17 protein-coding genes are annotated in these 19,062 nt (G+C 67.3%); 13 read left to right on the forward strand and 4 right to left on the reverse strand.

All coding sequences use genetic code 11. The features are described 5' to 3' along the window. Positions 1-60 precede the first annotated feature (60 nt). Positions 61-1,098, forward strand: coding sequence for a phosphogluconate dehydrogenase (NAD(+)-dependent, decarboxylating) (gene gnd, locus Q0263_RS14805; protein WP_298017744.1), 1,038 nt, complete (start codon positions 61-63; stop codon positions 1,096-1,098). Between the two features lie 36 nt (positions 1,099-1,134). After that, on the forward strand, positions 1,135-1,803 hold the full coding sequence (locus Q0263_RS14810) for a DsbA family oxidoreductase (protein WP_298017746.1): 669 nt from the start codon (positions 1,135-1,137) through the stop codon (positions 1,801-1,803). Between the two features lie 220 nt (positions 1,804-2,023). Here the strand turns inward: Q0263_RS14810 and Q0263_RS14815 are convergent, their stop codons facing one another. Next, a complete protein-coding gene (locus Q0263_RS14815; protein WP_298017749.1) occupies positions 2,024-4,303 on the reverse strand; it encodes a nitric-oxide reductase large subunit in 2,280 nt (759 codons plus the stop codon). A gap of 194 nt (positions 4,304-4,497) precedes the next feature. Here Q0263_RS14815 and norR point away from each other — a divergent pair, with 194 nt between their 5' ends. From norR to Q0263_RS14830, 3 genes are all read left to right on the forward strand, one after another. After that, positions 4,498-6,066: a nitric oxide reductase transcriptional regulator NorR gene (norR, locus tag Q0263_RS14820; RefSeq protein ID WP_298017751.1), complete on the forward strand. Its 1,569-nt coding sequence runs from the start codon at positions 4,498-4,500 to the stop codon at positions 6,064-6,066. An 89-nt stretch (positions 6,067-6,155) separates the two neighbouring features. After that, positions 6,156-7,943, forward strand: coding sequence for an ABC transporter ATP-binding protein/permease (locus Q0263_RS14825; RefSeq protein WP_298017754.1), 1,788 nt, complete (start codon positions 6,156-6,158; stop codon positions 7,941-7,943). Positions 7,944-8,109: 166 nt separating this feature from the next. Beyond that, the gene (locus Q0263_RS14830) at positions 8,110-8,496 is read left to right on the forward strand and encodes a SirB2 family protein (RefSeq protein WP_298017755.1); all 387 of its coding nucleotides are present in this window, start codon (positions 8,110-8,112) and stop codon (positions 8,494-8,496) included. Positions 8,497-8,574: 78 nt separating this feature from the next. Here Q0263_RS14830 and Q0263_RS14835 read toward each other — a convergent pair whose 3' ends face one another. Next, complete coding sequence (locus tag Q0263_RS14835) at positions 8,575-9,645, reverse strand: YeiH family protein (protein ID WP_298017758.1); 1,071 nt, start codon at positions 9,643-9,645, stop codon at positions 8,575-8,577. A gap of 156 nt (positions 9,646-9,801) precedes the next feature. Between Q0263_RS14835 and Q0263_RS14840 the strand changes: the two genes are divergently transcribed. Together Q0263_RS14840 and Q0263_RS14845 are read left to right on the forward strand one after the other, a co-directional pair. After that, complete coding sequence (locus tag Q0263_RS14840; RefSeq protein WP_298017760.1) at positions 9,802-10,701, forward strand: LysR substrate-binding domain-containing protein; 900 nt, start codon at positions 9,802-9,804, stop codon at positions 10,699-10,701. Continuing rightward, on the forward strand, positions 10,688-11,875 hold the full coding sequence (locus tag Q0263_RS14845) for a patatin-like phospholipase family protein (protein ID WP_298017762.1): 1,188 nt from the start codon (positions 10,688-10,690) through the stop codon (positions 11,873-11,875). Before Q0263_RS14840 ends, Q0263_RS14845 begins: the two co-directional genes overlap by 14 nt. A 26-nt stretch (positions 11,876-11,901) precedes the next feature. Here Q0263_RS14845 and Q0263_RS14850 read toward each other — a convergent pair whose 3' ends face one another. Then, a complete protein-coding gene (locus Q0263_RS14850; protein ID WP_298017765.1) occupies positions 11,902-12,852 on the reverse strand; it encodes a DMT family transporter in 951 nt (316 codons plus the stop codon). Between the two features lie 43 nt (positions 12,853-12,895). On the opposite strand from Q0263_RS14850, the gene Q0263_RS14855 reads away from it, so the two are divergent. The 5 genes from Q0263_RS14855 (at position 12,896) to Q0263_RS14875 (ending at position 18,089) form a co-directional block, all read left to right on the forward strand. Then, positions 12,896-13,444: a MarR family transcriptional regulator gene (locus Q0263_RS14855; RefSeq protein ID WP_298017767.1), complete on the forward strand. Its 549-nt coding sequence runs from the start codon at positions 12,896-12,898 to the stop codon at positions 13,442-13,444. Between the two features lie 108 nt (positions 13,445-13,552). Next, positions 13,553-15,004, forward strand: coding sequence for an efflux transporter outer membrane subunit (locus tag Q0263_RS14860; protein WP_298017769.1), 1,452 nt, complete (start codon positions 13,553-13,555; stop codon positions 15,002-15,004). A 15-nt stretch (positions 15,005-15,019) separates the two neighbouring features. Next, a complete protein-coding gene (locus tag Q0263_RS14865) occupies positions 15,020-16,207 on the forward strand; it encodes an HlyD family efflux transporter periplasmic adaptor subunit (RefSeq protein WP_298017772.1) in 1,188 nt (395 codons plus the stop codon). Next, the gene (locus Q0263_RS14870) at positions 16,204-17,802 is read left to right on the forward strand and encodes a DHA2 family efflux MFS transporter permease subunit (RefSeq protein WP_298017774.1); all 1,599 of its coding nucleotides are present in this window, start codon (positions 16,204-16,206) and stop codon (positions 17,800-17,802) included. The genes Q0263_RS14865 and Q0263_RS14870 overlap by 4 nt, the downstream gene beginning before the upstream one ends. Before the next feature lie 107 nt (positions 17,803-17,909). Further along, complete coding sequence (locus Q0263_RS14875; RefSeq protein ID WP_298017776.1) at positions 17,910-18,089, forward strand: hypothetical protein; 180 nt, start codon at positions 17,910-17,912, stop codon at positions 18,087-18,089. Here Q0263_RS14875 and Q0263_RS14880 read toward each other — a convergent pair. Continuing rightward, the gene (locus Q0263_RS14880) at positions 18,086-18,484 is read right to left on the reverse strand and encodes a YchJ family metal-binding protein (protein WP_298017778.1); all 399 of its coding nucleotides are present in this window, start codon (positions 18,482-18,484) and stop codon (positions 18,086-18,088) included. The two genes, Q0263_RS14875 and Q0263_RS14880, sit on opposite strands and share 4 nt — an antisense overlap. Before the next feature lie 123 nt (positions 18,485-18,607). On the opposite strand from Q0263_RS14880, the gene Q0263_RS14885 reads away from it, so the two are divergent. Further along, entirely contained in the window at positions 18,608-18,982 is a 375-nt protein-coding gene (locus Q0263_RS14885) for a pyrimidine dimer DNA glycosylase/endonuclease V (RefSeq protein WP_298017781.1), read from the forward strand. The last annotated feature ends 80 nt before the right edge of the window (positions 18,983-19,062 follow it).

Below are 19,062 nucleotides of genomic sequence, written 5' to 3' on the forward strand. Positions count from 1 at the left end.
GCCAAGGCCCCGGGCGGGCCGCCGGCAGCCGTCGCACCCTTACTTCTTTCGGGTTCCACAATGCAAATCGGCATGATCGGACTGGGGCGCATGGGCGCCAACATGACAACCCGCCTGCTGCGCGGCGGCCACGACTGCGTGGTGCACGACCGGAGCCGCGATGCCATCGACCGCCTGATCGCGCTGGGCGCCACCGGGGCATCGTCCCTGCGGGACATGGTCGCCGCGCTGGCGGCGCCGCGCGCCATCTGGCTGATGGTGCCGGCGGGCACGGTCGATGCCGTGCTGGCCGAACTGACGCCGCTGCTGCAGGCCGGCGACATCGTCATCGACGGCGGCAATTCCCATTATCACGACGACCTGCGGCGCGCCGACGAGCTGCGGCCCCTGGGCATCCACTACGTGGACGTCGGCACCAGCGGCGGCGTCGCCGGCCTGGAACGCGGCTATTGCCTGATGGTCGGGGGCGACGAGGCGGTCGAACATCTGACGCCGATCTTCACCACGCTGGCCCCCGGCGCGGGCACGCAACCGCCGACCCCCGGCCGCCCGGCCGGCGGCACAGCGGACCAGGGCTGGCTGCACTGCGGCCCGCATGGCGCGGGCCATTTCGTGAAGATGGTGCACAACGGCATCGAATACGGCATCATGGCCGCCTACGCCGAGGGCATGAACATCCTGCGCCACGCCGACATCGGGCGGCAGACGCACGCCGCCACCGCTGAAACGACGCCGCTGCGCAACCCGGAACACTATCAATACGACATGAACCTGCCCGACATCGCCGAAGTCTGGCGGCATGGCAGCGTGATCAGTTCCTGGCTGCTCGACCTCACCGCCGCGGCGCTGGCCGGCAACCCGGGCCTGTCCGGCTTCCAGGGCCGGGTATCCGATTCCGGCGAAGGCCGCTGGACCATCCAGGCGGCCATCGACGAAGCCGTGCCCACGCCCGTGCTCAGCGCCGCGCTGTATTCGCGCTTCGCCTCGCGCGGCGAAGACGACTTCGCCAACCGGGTGCTGTCCGCCATGCGCCACGCCTTCGGCGGGCACGTGGAACTGCCGGGCGAAGAAGCCGGCGGCGGAACGCCCCTTGGATAAAATAGGGCAGTTGCCATCTATTGACAGGAGCCTGACATGGTCACCCGTATCAAGATCGATTTCGTCTCCGACGTGTCCTGTCCATGGTGCGCGGTAGGATTGGGCGCGCTGGAGCAGGCGTTGTCCAGGGTCGATGGTGAAATCGAGGCGGAACTTCATTTCCAGCCCTTTGAACTGAACCCGGACATGCCGCCTGAAGGGCAGGATACCGTCGAGCGCCTATCGCGCAAGTACGGCATGACGCCGGAGCAGGTCCGCCACAATGGCGAACTCATCACGGCGCGCGGCCGCGAGGTCGGCTTCACCTTCAATATGGACAAACGCACGCGCACCTACAACACCTTCGATGCGCATCGACTGCTGCATTGGGCCGGCCTCGAAGGCCACCAACTGACATTGAAGCATGCGTTGTTGAAGGCGTACTTCACTGACGGAGAGAATCCCAGCGATCACGAGACACTGATCAGGCTGTGCAGCGAGTCGGGGCTGGACCAGGACCGCGCGCGCGAAATCCTGGAGTCCGACGAGTACTCGGCGGAAGTACGGGCGCGCGAACGCTTTTACACCCAACAAGGTATCAATTCCGTCCCGTCCATCATCCTGAATGACCGGCATCTGATCCAGGGCGGCCAGGCCCCCGAGACATTCGAGCACGCGCTGCGGCAGGTTGCCGATGCGCCGGATGAAGCGATCCAGAACCTCTAGGCCCGCACAAATTGCATGCCACCGGGGCGCCGATCAGACCGGCGCCAAGCACGCAAGTGACATAGCGTCAAGACAACCTGACGGCCAGACTGCATGTGTGACCAGGCGCTAGCGCCGTGTCATGCGTTCGCCGGCTCGGCCGAAAGTAAAAAAGCCCGCCTCTTTCGAGGCGGGCCAGGTCGGGGACCCGTTTCGGGCCCCCTTCACAAGGCGGAAGCGATCAGCTGCGTTGCGCGGCCAGGCCGGATTCCACGGCGGGAGCCGGCTTGGAACCGAACAGGGCCGTGACCACCTGCCACATGACGCCCAGGCCGCCGACGATGAAGACCACGTCGCCGAAGGTGCGGGTCCAGCGCAGGGTCTGCAGGATGTCCTGCTGCATGAAGGCTTCGCTGCGCGCCCACCAGGTGCCCACGCTGTAGCTGGCGTGGAACTGCATCAGGCCGATGGGCAGCAGGCTGAACGCGATCATCATCACCAGGCCGATGTTCATGCACCAGAACGCCGTCTTCATGAGCCCGTCGTTGAACTGCATGTTCGGGCGCAGGTAGCGCAGCACGAACAGGGTGAAGCCCAGGGCCAGGAAGCCGTACACGCCGAACAGGGCCGCGTGCGCGTGCACCGCCGTGGTGTTCAGGCCCTGGATGTAGTAGAGCGCGATCGGCGGGTTGACCATGAAGCCGAACACGCCGGCGCCGAACATGTTCCAGAAGGCCACGGCGACGAAGAACTGCAGCGGCCAGCGCAGGTTTTCCATCCAGGGGGCGCGGGCCTTCAGGCGCCAGTTTTCCCAGGCCTCGTAGCCCAGCACGACCAGCGGCACGACTTCCAGGGCGCTGAACGAGGCGGCGATGGCCATGATGGGGGTGGTGGTGCCCGAGAAGTACATGTGGTGCAGGGTGCCCGGGGTGCCGCCCAGCATGAACAGCACAGCCGAGGCCAGGCTGGCGGTGGTCGCGTTGCGCTTGGACACCAGGCCCATGGTCGAGAAGATGAAGGCCAGCGCCGTGGTGGCGAACACTTCGAAGAAGCCTTCGACCCACAGGTGCACCACCCACCAGCGCCAGTATTCCATGACGGACAGGTGCGTCTTTTCGCCATAGGCCAGGCCGGCGCCGTAGAACAGGCCGATGCAGATCACCGAGGCGCTGAACAGGGCCAGCAGGTTCTTGTCGCCCTTCTGCTTGAAGGCCGGCACGATGCCGCGCAGCATCAGGAACAGCCAGAACACGATGCCCAGGAACTTGCCGATCTGCCACAGGCGGCCCAGCTCGACATACTCATAGCCCTGGTGGCCCAGCCAGAAATTCCACTCGGCCGGGAGCAGGTGGGCGATGGCGGCGAAGTTGCCGGTGAAGGAACCCACGACCACCAGGATCAGCGCCCAGAACAGGACGTCCACACCGAGCTTCTGGTGCTTGGGATCCTTGCCGCCGTTAAGGATCGGCGCCACGAACAGGCCAACCGCCAGGAAACCGGTGGCGATCCAGAACAGAGCGGCCTGGACGTGCCAGGTGCGCACCAGGGAATACGGCAGCCACTGGGACACGTTGATGCCGTAGAAGGTCTGGCCCTCGACGGTGTAGTGCGCCGTGAACCCGCCGATGAAGATCTGCGAGACGAACAGGGCCACGACCAGGAACAGGTACTTGCCCAGGGCGCGCTGCGAGGCCGTCAGCGGAATCTGCAGCACCGGGTCGCGGGCGGGCGCGGGGCTCTCGTCCTCGTGCTCCTTGCGGGTGAAGGCCCAGGCCCAGACCAGCAGCCCCACGCCGGCGATCAGGATGATCACGCTCATGAGGGACCAGATGATGTTCTCCGCCGTCGGCACGTTGTCGATCAGCGGTTCGTGCGGCCAGTTGTTGGTGTAGCTGGCAACGCTGTCGGGCCGGTTCGTGCCGGCCGCCCAGGCGGTCCAGAAGAAGAAGTTCGCCAGGCGGGCGCGGGCTTCGGGCGACGGCAGCGTGTCTTCCTTCATGGCGAAGCTGTTGCGCGACTTGTGCATGGAGGCATCGTCGCCGAACAGCTTGTCGTAGTAGGAGGCCGTCTGGACGATGGCCTGGGCGCGCCGGTCGGACACCGTGACGGCGCCGGTGGCGGCGTCGTAGGTGTTCTTCCGGTATTCTTCCTTCAGGCGGCGCTGCAGGGCGGCCTGGGCGTCACCGTCCAGCTGGGCGAAGTTCATCCCGTACTGGTCCTGCGCAGCCAGGTCCAGCCAGGCCGACAGTTCGCGGTGCAGCCAGTCGGCGGTCCAGTCCGGCGCCTGGTAGGCGCCATGCCCCCAGATCGAGCCGACCGTCATCCCGCCCGCCGACTGCCAGGCGCTCTGGCCGTCCAGGATCTGCGTGTCAGTCATCAGGACCTTGCCATCCGCCGTGGCGACCTTGGCCGGAATGGGGGGCGCCTGCCGATAGACTTCCTTGCCCATCCATCCCAGAATGGAAAAGGCCACTAAAAGAACGCCGATCAGCGTCCACCATAATTTCTTGTACTCACCCATCCTGCGCTCCTTCTGCAGCTGTGAGGATTGCTGAATCAGCGCCGGACGGCGCTCCCGTTTTCACTTCACCAATCACCAAGCAAAGACCGTGCCAACTCGACGACCTAGGGAAAGTACTGATATAGATCAAACCGGGTATATTTCACCATTCCGGATCGGGTGAAAAACACCATTACATGGTTTAAATTACCGTTATGGAAACTCAACTGCTGACGGATCTGGCCGCTGATCTCCCCGACGGCGTGCGACTGCAAAGGGCGGCCGCGGCCATCCGGCAGGCATTCGCCTGCGACGCCGTCGGGCTGCTGAGGCTGGACGGACACGACACCCTGCACCTGGTCGCCGCCGCCGGCCTGGCGCACGAAGCCCTGGGACGGCGCTTCGTGGTGGGCCAGCATCCCCGCTTCGCCGCCATCCTGTCGCGCCGCGAGCCCACCTGGTTCGATCCCGGCATCGTGCTGCCCGACCCCTATGACGGCTTGCTCGACGACCGCAAGGGATCCCCCCTGCCCGTCCACGACTGCCTGGGCATGCCGATCTACCATCAGGACCATCCCTGGGGCATCATGACGCTGGACGCCCTGACCACCGGCACCTTCGACGAAGCCGCCCGCGCCCGGCTGCAGCAGCTGGGCCTGATGCTGCAGGCCGCCGTGCGCGTCACGGACCTGGAACGGGACAACCGGCGCCTGCGCCTGCTGGGCACCTCCCAGCAAGGCATCGAGCGCATCGGCGAAACCACGGAGATCCTGGGCCGCAGCGAGGCCATCCAGGCCCTGCTGCACGAACTGGACCTGGTCGCGGATTCCGACCTGCCCATCCTGCTGCTGGGGGAAACCGGGGTGGGCAAGGAGCTGTTCGCCCGGCGGCTGCACCGCCACTCGCGCCGCAGCCGCCAGGCCATGATCCAGGTGAACTGCGCCGCCCTGCCCGAATCGCTGGCGGAAAGCGAACTGTTCGGCCACGTCAAGGGGGCGTTCTCCGGCGCGACGGCCGACCGGCCCGGGCGCTTCGAAGCGGCCCAGGGAGGCACCCTGTTCCTGGACGAGGTCGGAGAACTGCCGCTCAGCCTGCAGGCCAAGCTGCTGCGCGTCCTGCAGAACGGCGAGATCCAGCGCCTGGGCACGGACCAGACCATCAAGACCGACGTGCGCATCATCGCCGCCACCAACCGCGACCTGAAGGCCAATACCCAGGCCGGCCTGTTCCGGGCCGACCTGTACCACCGGCTGTCGGTCTACCCCATCCCGATCCCGCCGCTGCGCGAACGCGACCGCGACGTCCTGATCCTGGCCGGGCATTTCCTGGAATTCAACCGCGCGCGCCTGGGGCTGCGCGGCGTGCGCCTGTCCTACGAAGCCGAAAAGGCGCTGCGGCAGTACCCCTGGCCGGGCAATGTGCGCGAACTGGAACACGTCATCAGCCGGGCGGCGCTGAAAACGCTCAGCCGGGGCGCCTCGCGCGACCAGGTGCTGACCATCGAAGCCGATCTGCTGGACCTGGACCTCCCGGCGCCCGCCGACGCGGCGGCGGCCACCGGCGCCCCGCCCCGGACGGCCGCCGGATCCGAGCCGGACATCCCCGCGCTGGGCGACATCCCGCCGCTGCGGGCCACCGTGGACGACTGCCAGCGCGAGGCCATCCGCCGGGCGCTGGCCGCGTCGGACGACAACTGGGCCCAGGCGGCCAAGGCGCTGGACCTGGACGCCAGCAATCTGCACAAGCTGGCCAGGCGGCTGGGCATGAAGCAGCGGCCCCGGTGAAGAAACCTTTTCGCTCTTCCGCCATCCAACCTAAAATGCCTCCCACGCCCCGCCGCGCGCGGACGCCCCTCTCATAGGACACGACACCCATGGCATGGCAAGACATCCTGATCGCAAGCGGCCTATGGCTGGTCAAGGCCTACGTGCTGACCGTGCTGGCCGGCGCCGCCGCCATCTGGGGGCTGCGACGCTTCACCCGCTGGGGAAATCAGTTCTGGCAGCTCAGCTCGGAATTCTTCTCCCCGCGCCGCAACTGGCGGCCGCTGGCGGGCGTGGCGCTGATCCTGCTGCTGACCCTGGGGGCCGTGCGCCTGGATGTGCTGTTTTCCAACTGGTACAACACCATGTACAGTGCCCTGCAGGCCCTGGACGCCCCGGGCTTCTGGGCCGCCATGCTGCTGTTCGCCCTGCTGGCCGCCGTCCACGTGGTGCGATCCCTGTTCGACTTCTACGTGCAGCAGGCCTTCGTCGTGCACTGGCGCGAATGGCTGAACGAACGCCTGCTCAGCCGCTGGATGGAACAGCAGGCCTACTACCGGTCCCAATCGCTCAGCCACCTGGCCGACAACCCGGACCAGCGGATCCAGCAGGACATCACCAACTTCGCCACCACGTCCATGACCCTGGCCGTGGGCCTGATCAACGCCGTGGTGTCCACCATCGCCTTCACCCTGATCCTGTGGAACCTGTCGGGCCCCATGACCGTGCTGGGCCATGAAATCCCCCGCGCCATGGTGTTCCTGGTCTTCATCTACGTCTTCCTGGCCACCGTGCTGGCCATCTGGATCGGCAAACCGCTGATCCGCCTGAATTTTCTGAACGAGAAACTGAACGCCGACTACCGTTACGCCCTGGTGCGGGTGCGCGAATACGCCGAGAGCATCGCCTTCTACCGGGGCGAGCGCGTGGAAGGCCGCACCCTGCGCCACTGGTTCGCCGAAGTGATCGGCAACGCCTGGGACATCATCTACCGGTCGCTGAAGTTCCTGGGATTCAACTTCGTGGTGACGCAGACGGCCGTCGTCTTCCCCTTCATCATCCAGGCCGCGCGCTTCTTTTCCAAGCAGATCAGCTTGGGCGACCTGATCCAGACCGCCCAGGCCTTCGGCCAGCTGCAGACCAACCTGTCGTTCTTCCGCAATGTGTACGACAGCTTCGCCACCTACCGCGCTACCCTGGACCGTCTGACCGGCTTCGACGCCACCATCGACGCCGCCCGCCAGATGGTGCTGCCCGAAACCCGCCAGGACGGCAGCCGCCTGGCCCTGCAGGGCGTGACGGTCTGCCGCCCCGACGGATACGCGCTGCTGAAGGATCTGAGCCTGGAAGTGGACCCGGTGCATCCCGTGCTGGTGCGCGGGCCGTCGGGGTCGGGCAAGACGACGCTGCTGCGCACCATCGCGGGCATCTGGCCCTACGGATCCGGCGAGATCATCCGTCCGGAAACGGCGTCGCTGTTCCTGGCGCAGAAGCCCTACCTGCCCCTGGGCACCCTGCGCCAGGCCCTGCACTACCCGCAGCCGGTCGACCAGGTGCCCGCCGGCCAGGACGAAGCCATCCTGGATCTGGTGCAGCTGGGCCACCTGCGCGACCGCCTGGACGTCGAGGACGACTGGAGCCGCATCCTGTCGCTGGGCGAGCAGCAGCGCCTGGCCTTCGGCCGCCTGCTGATCGCCCGCCCCGACGCCGCCTTCCTGGACGAGGCCACGTCCGCCATGGACGAGGGACTGGAGGACGCCATGTACCGGCTGCTGCGCGAACAGCTGCCCGCTACGCGGATCATCAGCGTGGGGCACCGCAGCACCCTGCGCCGCCACCATGGGGCCGAACTGCTTCTGGAAGGCGAAGGCGGCGGCTGGCAGCTGAAACCCATCTGATCCGCTCCCCGGTCCCGCATGCCGCCCGGACAGCGCCACGGCTCGACTACACTAGGGCCCTGTCCGCTTGCCGCGCAAACGCCGATCCGGACGATTCACGCACGCGGGGCGCCCGGCGGTTGCCCGCTTCGCCCCAAGACCGTCACACACTTTCTCTTCCACGCCCATGACCGAGTATTACTTTCCCATCAAGCATCTGCACATGACGGCCGTCGGCCTGAGCATCCTGCTCTTCGTGATCCGCGCCTACTGGTCGGTCACGGGATCCGCCCTGCTGCAGCACCGCCTGGTGCGCATCCTGCCGCACGTGGTCGACACCGTGCTGCTGGTCTGCGGGGTGATCCTGGCAGCCATGATCGGCCCCAACCAGCCCTGGATCCTGACCAAGATCGTGCTGCTGATCGCCTACATCGGCGTGGGCACCATCGCCATCAAGCGCGGGCGCACTACCCGGGGACGCCTGACGGCCGCCGTGGCGGCCGTGGCGATCTTCGCCTACATCGTGGGCGTGGCCATCACGAAGAATTCGGGGTCCTGGTTCTCGATGCTGTAGGCCGGCCGGGACAGCCGCCGGGTTTCACCCGGGCACCCAGGCCCGCATCGGCCGCCGCCGCGGCGGCCGGCATCCGCGTCAGAGGCTGCCCATCGCCCACTGCACGACCAGGCTGCTGAGCGCCACCGCCACCCAGACCCCCAGGCCCAGCAGCAGCGGCCGCGCGCCCGCCACCGCCATGCGGCGCAGGTCGGACGACAGGCCGATGGCCGTCAGCGCCATGATGATCAGGAACTGCGAGCCCAGGTGCAGGAAGGACAGCAGGGACTCGGGAATCAGCCCCAGGGACCGGACCCCGGAGGCCACCAGGAACCACAGGATGAACCAGGGGAAGATCCGCGCCAGGGACACGCGGGTTTCCGCCTGGCGCGCGCGCCAGGCCGTCCACAGGGCCAGGCCGACGCAGACGGGGATGATCAGGGTCGCCCGGGTCAGCTTGACGATGGTGGCGATGTCGCCCGCCGCCGTGCTGTAGCTGTAGCCGGCCGCCACCACGGACGAGGTATCGTTGATGGCGGTGCCCGCCCACAGGCCGAAGCCCGCATCGCTCAGGCCCATCCAGTGCCCCAGGGGCGGGAACACCAGCACCGCGATGACGTTGAACAGGAAGATGGTGGAGATCGCCAGGGCGGTGTCGTGGTCGTCCGGCTTGATGATGGGGGCCACGGCCGCGATGGCGGACCCTCCGCAGATGGCCGTCCCGACTCCGATCAGGGTGCGCAAGTGGCCGGTCAGGCCCAGCCAGCGTCCCAGCAGCCAGGCCGCGACGAAAGCCGTGGTCAGCGTCACCAGCGTCACGGCCAGGGACGAAGCCCCGGTCTGCACGACCTGCCCCAGGCTCAGGCCGAAGCCCAGGCCGATGATGGACCATTTCAGCACCTGGCGGCTGCTGTAGCCGATGCCCGGCACGAAGACCGGCGACACCCCCAGCAGATTGCGCCACAGCATGCCCAGCACGATCCCCATGACCGGCCCTCCGATCAGCGGAAACCAGCGCCCCAGTTGCCAGGCCGCCACGGCCAGGCCGCCCGACAGGGCGATGCCGTACCAGCGGGACGGCGTGCGCGGCCGCCCGTCGGCCAGAGCGGGCGAGGCGGCCGCCCGGCCTGAGGCGGGCAGAGGATGGGGAACGGCAGAGATCGGCAACATGGGCGCATCCGCAAAAGAAAGAGGTCGATTGCATTCTAGGGAAACCCGGCCAATCAATAAATTCAGTAATGATGACTCGACCAATCAAAAAAATTGATGTGTTGGCCGATCGCCCCCTACAATGTCCGGTGTCCGCAGACCTCGGGATCCCTCATCATGATCGGCTTGAGCATCCGCCAGCTGGAAGTCTTCGACGCCGTCGCCACCACCGGCAGCGTGCGCCGGGCGGCCGAGCAACTGCACCTGACGCAGCCGGCCATCAGCATGGCGCTGGCGGAACTGGAACGGCAGCTGGGCAGCACGCTGTTCGACCGCGAACGCGGCCGGCTGCGCCTGAACGCGCAGGGCGCCGAACAGCTGCCCCTGGCCCGGGAGATCCTGGAACGCCTGCAGGACATGCAGCGCCGCCACCCCGGCACCCGGGAAGCCCTGAGCGGCGCCTTGCGCATCGGCGCCAGCAACACGGTGGGCAACTACCTGGTGGGGGAACTTCTGGGCCCCATCGTGGCCCAACATCCCATGATCGCGCTGCATCTCACAGTGGACAATACGCGGGAGATCGTCGCCATGCTGCTGGACCACGCCATCGACATCGCCTGCGTCGAAGGCCCCGTCCATCATGCGCGGCTGGAAACCCTGGCCTGGCGCAGCGACGCCCTGGTCGTCTGCGCGGCGCCCTCGCATCCGCTGGCCCGGCGCTCGCGGCTGAAGGCCCAGGATTTCGCGGATGCCCACTGGATCCTGCGCGAACGCGGATCCGCCACCCGCACCCTGACCGAACAGGCGCTGACCGCCCTGCCGCCCGGCCGCATCCTGCTGGAGCTGGGCCAGATCGAAGCCATCAAGCAGGCCGTCATCGCCGGCCTGGGGATCGCCTGCCTGCCCTACGCGGCTACGCTGGACGCCGTCGCCACCGGCCGGCTGCGGGTGCTGCGCACCCCTTTCCTGAACCTGGACCGGCGCCTGTCGCTGGTGCTGCACCGCAGCCGCTATCGCGGTACGCTCATCGAGGCATTTCTACATTCCCTGGAGGTCGACACCCATGCCCAAGACTGAATCCCGCGTCGCGGCCGCCCATGAAGCCTACGAGGTCCGCGCGCTGGTGCTGCAAGGCGGCGGCGCCCTGGGGGCTTATCAGGCCGGCGTCTACCAGGGGCTGAACGAGGCCGACATCCAGCTGACGGAACTGGCCGGCATTTCCATCGGCGCCCTGAACGTCGCCATCATCGCCGGCAACCCGGTCGAAAAACGCGTCGAGCGCCTGCAGGCTTTCTGGGACACCATCTGCCAGCCCTACGTCGGCCCGGGCGCCAACGCGCTGATGGAGCAAACCCTGTTCCAGGTGAACGACCTGGCCCGTCAGTTCCTGGGCGCCCTGCACGCCGGCAGCGCGCTGATGGTCGGGCAAAAGGGGTTCTTCCACCCGCGCTTTCCGCCCGCCGCCCTGTCCGCCAGCCTGGACCCCGGCTGTGTGGGCCACTACGACACCCGCCCCCTGAAGGACACCCTGGAATCCCTGTGCGATTTCGACCTCATCAACGACGGCGGCCTGCACGTGTCGATCGGCGCGGTGAACGTGCGCACGGGCAATTTCACTTACTTCGACAATCGCAAGACGCGCCTGAGGGCGGAGCATTTCATGGCTTCGGGCGCCCTGCCCCCCGCCTTCCCCGCCATCGAGATCGATGGCGAATACTATTGGGACGGCGGCCTGGTGTCCAACACCCCGCTGACCAAGGTGCTGGAACAGCGCCCCGAGCGCGACACCCTGGTGTTCCAGGTGGACCTGTGGTCGGCGCGCGGACCGGTGCCGCGCAGCATGAACGAAGTCAGCGACCGCGTCCAGGACATCCGCTATTCCAGCCGCACGCGGATGATGACCGAGGAAATGCGGGCGCACCGCAAGATGCAGCGGCTGTTGCGTCAGGTGCTGGACCAGGTGCCCGAGGCCGTGCGGGAGCAGGACGCCGCCTGCCGGCAGGCGGCCGAACTGGCCAGCGGCGCCCGCAGCAACGTCATCCACCTGATCTACCGCGACAAGCCGTACGAGCAGCATTTCCGGGATTTCCAGTTCGGCCCCGCCACCATGCGCGAGCACTGGGCCATGGGCCTGCAGGACATCCGCAACACCCTGGCGCATCCGCGCTATCTGGCCATGCCGGACAACGTCGCGGGCTTCATCACGCACGACGTGCACCGCGACGAGATCGAGGAAAGCATGGGGTCCTGACGTTTCGCCCGGCGCAAGGACGCGCGTCAGGCCCGACCGGGCCGGGGCGGCGCGACCGCCGCCTGTTCGCGGGACCTGCGGCCCAGCACGACGGCGGCCGCCGCCACCAGGACCGTGCCGACCACCTGCAGCACGGTGATCGGTTCGCCCAGGAACGCCCAGGCCAGGAACAGGATGGACACCGGTCCCAGCAAGCCCAGCTGCGCCGTCAGCGGCGCGCCGATCCGGGCCACCGACCACATGATCATGAAGGTCGGAATGACCGTGTTGACCGTCGCATGGATCAGGGACAGGCCGTACACGGGCCAGGTCTGGTCCAGGCCCGCCAGCCCCTTGACCAGGAAGAAGTGCGCCATCGTCACCCCGGCGGACACCGTCATGGCGTAGGCCACCAGCCGCGTGGCCGTGACCCGCTCGATCAATTCCCCCGATCCGATCAGATACATGGCATAGGAAAAGGCCGCCCCCAGCACGCAGGCCGATCCCAGGATGACGTTGTCGCCCGCGACGGACAGGTCGTCCCAGAACACCAGGGCGACGCCGGCATAGGCCAGCGCCATGGCCAGCCACTGGCGCGAGGAAATCGCCTTGCCCAGGAACCAGGCCGAGATCAGCAACACGAAGGTCGGCGCCAGGAACAGGATCAGGCGTTCCAGCCCCGCCGAGATGTATTGCAGGCCCAGGAAATCCAGGAAACTGGACAGGTAGTAGCCGATGAATCCCAGGATGAAAATGCGCACACCGTCGCGCCAGCCCAGGCGGGCGATCAGCCCCTGCCGGGCGCGGCGGGCCTGGTAGAGCGCCACGGCGGCGAAAAACGGCAGGGCCAGCAGCATCCGGAAGCCAATCACGTCCAGCGCATCCACGCCGTGCAGGTACAGCAGCTTGGCGACGATCGCCTTGGCGGAAAACAGGACCGCCCCCAGCCCCGCCAGCACGAACCCGGTCCAGAACAGGCGGCGAGAGATGTCCGGCATTATTTAGTTGCCTAGTCAGATACTGAGGGAGTAGAATTTTAACATGCAAGCTCCCACACCCACCGCTCCGGATCGTCCGGATGCCGTCCCCGCCACCGGCCCGCTGTGCTGCTTCTACAGCGACAGCCCCGGCGACCTGACCGCGGACCGCAACGTCGGCCTGCTGATCCGGCATCTGCATGTCCTGGTGCACCGGGTGATCGATCTGCGCACGCTGCCTCTGGGGCTGACCGCCAACCAATGGCGCCCGCTGCTGCTGATCCAGCACAAGCGCATCGACACCCCGGCCGAACTGGCTCGCGCCATGAACGTGGATACCGGAGCCATGACCCGGATGCTGGACCGCCTGGAAGCCAAGGGCTTCATCCGCCGCGACCGCATCCCCGAAGACCGCCGGGTCGTGAAGATCACCCTGACCGACACGGGCCACGCCCTGACGGACCAGATACTGCCCATCATCGCCGAAGCCCTGAACCTGCACCTGCAGGGCTTTTCCGACGACGAGATCCGCATGCTGCTGGCCTTGCTGAAACGCATGATACAGAACGGCGAACAAGTCCTGCAGCAGGCCTGTACCCCCCCCGAACCCTGATCCGACCCGGCCATTACCCGATATTCGGGCATGGATATCCCGAAGTTTCGCTCTATAATTGTCTAGTCAGATACAGACCGAATCAACTACTTTCAGCTTCCTGTCAGCATGAAACCCTTCATCCCACTGCTGTTGGTCCTGGCCCTGTCGGCCTGCGCCCCCATGGATCCCGGCTCGCCGGCCGTGCAGCCCCTGACGGGCGAACGCCTGGCCCTGCAGGCCGATCCGGCCCTGGCCTGGCCCAAGGACGACTGGTGGACCCGCTACCAGGACCCGCAGCTGAACCGTCTGATCGATCAGGCGCTGCAATCCAGCCCGTCCCTGCAGGCCGCCGCCGCCCGGGTGCGCGCCGCGCAGGCGGCCGCCCGGGGCGCGCGCGCCGTGCAGTGGCCCCAGGTCAACGCCAACTATCACCTGACCCGTGAGCGGCTGAGCGAGAATTACATCTACCCGCCGCCATTGGGGGGTTCTTACCAGAGCGACACGGGCCTGGGACTGCAGCTGGACTTCAATCTGGACCTGTGGGGCAAGCAGCGCGCCCTGGCGGCAGCCGCCGGACAGCGCGCCGACGCCGCCCGGGCTTCCAGCCAGCAGGCCCGCACCCTGCTGGTATCGGCCGTCGCGCAAAGCTACTTCCAGCTGCAGGACGCCCAGGCCCAGGCCGTCGCCATCGAATCCATCGTCAGCAAGTTGCAGGAAGCCCTGAACATCACGCGCGACCGGTACAAGAACGGCCTGGGCATCCAGGTGGACGTGGACCAGGCGGACTCCGCCGTGTCCTCCGCCCAGGTGCAGCTGAGTCAGGCCCGCAACAACGCCGAACTGCTGCATCACCAGCTGGCCGCCTTGCTGGGGGTGTCGCCCGAACAGCTGCCGGCGCTGCCGATCCAGGCGCAGCACGCCCTGCCGGCCGGCGTGCCGGCCCACATGCCCCTGGCGCTGCTGGGGCGTCGCGCCGACATCGCCGCCGCCCGCCTGCAGGCGCAGGCCGCCGGGGCGGAAGTCTCCGCCGCCAAGGCCGATTTCCTGCCCAATGTGAATCTGTCCGCGGCGGCCGGCTTCCTTTCCCTGGGGATGGACAAGCTGGTGCGCAGCAGCAGCGAGAACTACAGCGCCGGGCCGGTGATCACCCTGCCGATCTTCCACGCCGGCGCCCTGAACGCGCAACTGGCCGGCCAGCGCGCCGCCCGCGACGAAGCCATCGCGCAATACAACGAGACGGTCCTGGGCGCCATCCGCGAGGTCGCCGACGCCAGCGCCTCGATCCGCTCGCTGCAGGAACAGATCCGCCACCAGGAAGCCAGCCTGAAAGCCATCACCTCCGCCTACGACGTCGCGCTGGACCGCTACAAGGCGGGCCTGGGCAATTTCGTGCAGGTGCTGCTGGCCCAGAGCGAGGCTCTGAAGCAGACCGTGCAGACCACGGACCTGCATGCCCGCGCCTACGTGCTGGACGTGCAGCTGGCCACCGCCCTGGGCGGCGGCTACGAGCAGCCCCCGGCCGGGGCGGACGCCGACGCCCCCGCCGCCGCCCGTTCGTCCTCGACTTCCACCGACTAAATCATCAAGCGCATCATGACAGCAACCAGCACGCAATCCCGCCCCACCCGCAAACGCCTGATGTGGGCCGCCACCGGCGTCTTCATTCTGCTCGCCCTGCTGTACGGGATCTGGTGGATGATCTTCGCCTCGCACTACGAATCTACGGACGACGCCTACGTGCACGGCAATCTGGTGTCGGTCAGCGCCCAGATTCCCGGCACCGTCGTCGCCATCGGCGCCGACGACACGCAGACGGTCGCCCGGGGCAGCCATCTGGTGACGCTGGACCACAGCGACACCGACATCGCGCTGGCCCAGGCCGAAGCCGCCCTGGCCCAGACCGTGCGCCACACGCAGACGCTGTTCGTGCAGAACGACGCGCTGGCCGCCGACATCTCCGTCGGCCAGGCCAACGTCGAGCAGGCCGAGACCCTGCTGCACAAGGCGGAAAACGACCTGCAGCGGCGCAATGCCCTGCGCGGGTCCGGCGGGGTCAGCGGCGAGGAACTTCTGCACGCCCAGGTGGCGGTCAAGTCCGCCCAGGCCGGGCTGGCCCAGGCGCGCGCCGGACTGGCCGTCTCCAAGGCCAAGCTGGCCACCAACCAGGCCCTGACCCACGGCAGCACCGTCGCCACGCACCCCGACGTCCTGCAGGCCGCCGATCAGGTCCGCCAGGCCTGGCTGGCCCAGGAGCGCACCCGCGTGCTGGCGCCGGTGGACGGCATGGTCGCGCAGCGTTCCGTCCAGCTGGGTCAGCGCATCCAGCCGGGCACGCCGCTGATGACCATCGTGCCGCTGCAAAGCCTGTGGGTCGAAGCCAACTTCAAGGAAAACCAATTGCACGCCATGCAGCCGGGCCAGAAGGCCACCCTGGTCTCCGACCTGTACGGCAGCAAGGTCACCTACCACGGCACGGTCGTCGGGGTGTCGGCGGGCAGCGGCAGCGCCTTCGCCCTGCTGCCGGCGCAGAACGCCAGCGGCAACTGGATCAAGGTCATCCAGCGCGTGCCGGTGCGCATCGCGCTGGACCCCAAGGACCTGAAGGACCATCCCCTGCGCGTGGGCCTGTCCATGACGGTGGAAGTCGACCTGTCCTCCACGCCGGACCAGGCCGCTCCGAGCGCGCCGGCCAGCGCCCTGAGCACCACGGTCTACGATCATGATCCGGCCGAGGTGGACGCCCTGATCGAACGCATCATCCAGGAAAACCAAGCCTCATGAGCACCGCCACCGTGGACGAAGGCGCGGCCCGGCCCGCGCCGCCCCAGCCCCCCGAAGGCGGCCATCCGCCGCTGGAAGGCGGCGCCCGCGTGCTGGGCACCATCGCCGTGTCGGCCGCGGTCTTCATGAACGTGCTGGATTCGTCGATCGCCAACGTGTCGATCCCGACGATCGCGGGCGACCTGGGCGTGAGCACCACGCAGGGCACCTGGGTGATCACGTCCTTCGCCGTGGCCAACGCCATCACCGTGCCCCTGACCGGCTGGCTGACCCAGCGCTTCGGCCAGGTGCGCCTGTTCGTGCTGGCCACGCTGCTGTTCGTCCTGACCTCCTGGCTGTGCGGCTTCGCCTGGTCCTTCGAATCCCTGGTGTTCTTCCGCGTACTGCAAGGCGCCGTGGCCGGGCCGATGATCCCGCTGTCCCAATCGCTGATGCTGGCCAGCTACCCGCGTGCCAAGGCCGGCATGGCGCTGGCCTTGTGGTCCATGACGATCCTGGTCGGCCCCATCGCCGGGCCGCTGCTGGGCGGCTGGATTTCCGACAACTACGCCTGGTCCTGGATCTTCTACATCAACGTGCCCATCGGCCTGCTGGCCGCCTGGGCGTCCTGGCAGGTATACAAAGACCGCGACTCGCGGCGCTACAACCTGCCCATCGACCGCATGGGCCTGTTCCTGCTGGTGGTCTGGGTCGGCGCCCTGCAGATCATGCTGGACAAGGGCAAGGACCTGGACTGGTTCGCCAGCCCGCTGATCTGCATCCTGGCCATCATCTCGGTCGTCACCTTCGTCTATTTCGTCATCTGGGAGCTGACGGCCGCCCATCCGGTCGTGGACCTGACCCTGTTCGCCCAGCGCAACTTCACGTCCGGCACCATCGCCCTGTCGATCGCCTACGGCGTGTTCTTCGGCACGGTCGTGCTGCTGCCCCTGTGGCTGCAGAACACCATGGGCTACACCGCCACCTGGGCGGGCGTGGCGGCCGCGCCGGTGGGCATCCTGGCCATCATCCTGTCGCCCGTGGTGGGCAAGCTGCTGGCCCGCCACGACCCGCGCATCATCGCCACCGTGGCGTTCCTGATCTTTTCCCTGATCAGCTACATGCGGGCGCAGTACAACACCAACGTGGACCTGTTCGGCGTCATGCTGCCGACCTTCATCCAGGGCGCGGCCATGGCGACGTTCTTCATCCCGCTGACGACGATCTCGCTGTCTGGCCTGCGCCCCGACCGCATCCCGGCGGCGGCCGGCCTGACGAACTTCTTCCGCCTGGTCTGCGGCGCGTTCGGCACGTCCATCACCACCACGGTCTGGGACGACCGCGCCATTCTGCACCACGCCCGCCTGACCGAAGCCGCGCGCCCCGGCGAGCCGGCCTTCGACCACATCATGGGCGGCCTGCAGAATCTGGGCATCGACCAGCTGCACGGCGCCGCCATGCTGGACCGCGTCATCAACCAGCAGGCCTACACCATGTCGGCCACCGATTTCTTCTACGCGTCCGCCTTCATTTTCCTGATCCTGATCGGGCTGATCTGGCTGGCCCGCCCGAAGACGTCGGATCATGGCGGCGGCGCGGCGGCGGGGGCGCATTGAGGGCCGGACCCTCTGTGGCGAGATTGACATAAACGTCACGGAGGGGCTAGATTCTGGAACAAAGGCCAGGCATCGTGTCATGCCCGATACCGACCAGGATCCTGATCATGAATGACAAAGCCACGGACGACAAAAAACTGGATGCCGAGCTCGACATGATGGCGGCCACCACGATGAAGCTTCAGGCGGAAGCCCAGAAGATTCTGGCTGAATCGCGCTGGTATCCGTTTGTGGTCCTGGCTGGCGTCTTTGGCGCCGCCATCGCTGTCGTCAAACTGATGCACTAGGCATCCATCACCCCATCCACATACAGCCACCGCCCTTCCTCGCGCACGAAACGGCTGGTTTCATGCAGGCGCGACGCGCGGCCGCCGACGCGGACCCGCGCCACGAATTCCACGGTTTCATGATCCGCATCCTGGCGATCATGGCGGCGCACCTCCAGCCCCAGCCATTTCGTCCCCGGCTCATTGGGCGCCAGCGCCGCGGGGCGCGTGCCCGGGTGCCAGGTCTGCAGCAGATAGTCGATCTCATCGAGCACGTAGGCGCTGTAGCGCGAACGCATCAGGGCCTGCGCATCGGGCGCCCGCAGATGCAAGGGCCCGCGATGCCAGCGGCCGCAGCAGGCGTGGTAGGCGGCCGGCAGGCCGCAGGGACAGGCGAGAGAATCGGAAGTCGTCATGCGTGTAAGCTGTGAAAGTCCGGATCCGGGACAGTCTACCCGGACGCCCCGACCGCAGAACATGAATCCCATGCCACCCGATCCGCTTCACACGAACACCACGCACAAACCGCGCCACCGCCCATGACCCGAATCAACTGCATCCCCGTCCAGGAGCTCAGCGGACCCCATCTGGTGGCCGAATACAGAGAGCTGCCCAGAGTCTTCGCCCTGGCTCAGAAAGCCGCCCTGCGCGGCAAGCCGAGTCAGCCTGAACAGTACGTGCTGGGCAAGGGGCACATGCTGTTTTTCTACACGCGCCTTGCCTATCTGGCGCGCCGGCATGCCGAGCTGATCGGGGAGATGAAGCGCCGTGGCTACAAGCCGTCCTTCGAAGGCATACAGCGCAAGGATTTTCCAGCCATCCCCGACGATTACTGGGGCGAATGGACCCCCACTCCCGAAGCGATGGCGCTGAACCGCGCCAGGATCGAGGCGCGCAGCGGGGATCGGGCCTAGCCCGGGGCCTCCCGGCACAGGAAGGCATCCGCGCACTCCCCCGACGGCGCGACGGATGCGTCGATCCGTCTCGCGAACGC

The organism is uncultured Castellaniella sp. (genome assembly GCF_937988725.1).
In the GTDB taxonomy this organism is placed as follows: domain Bacteria; phylum Pseudomonadota; class Gammaproteobacteria; order Burkholderiales; family Burkholderiaceae_B; genus Castellaniella.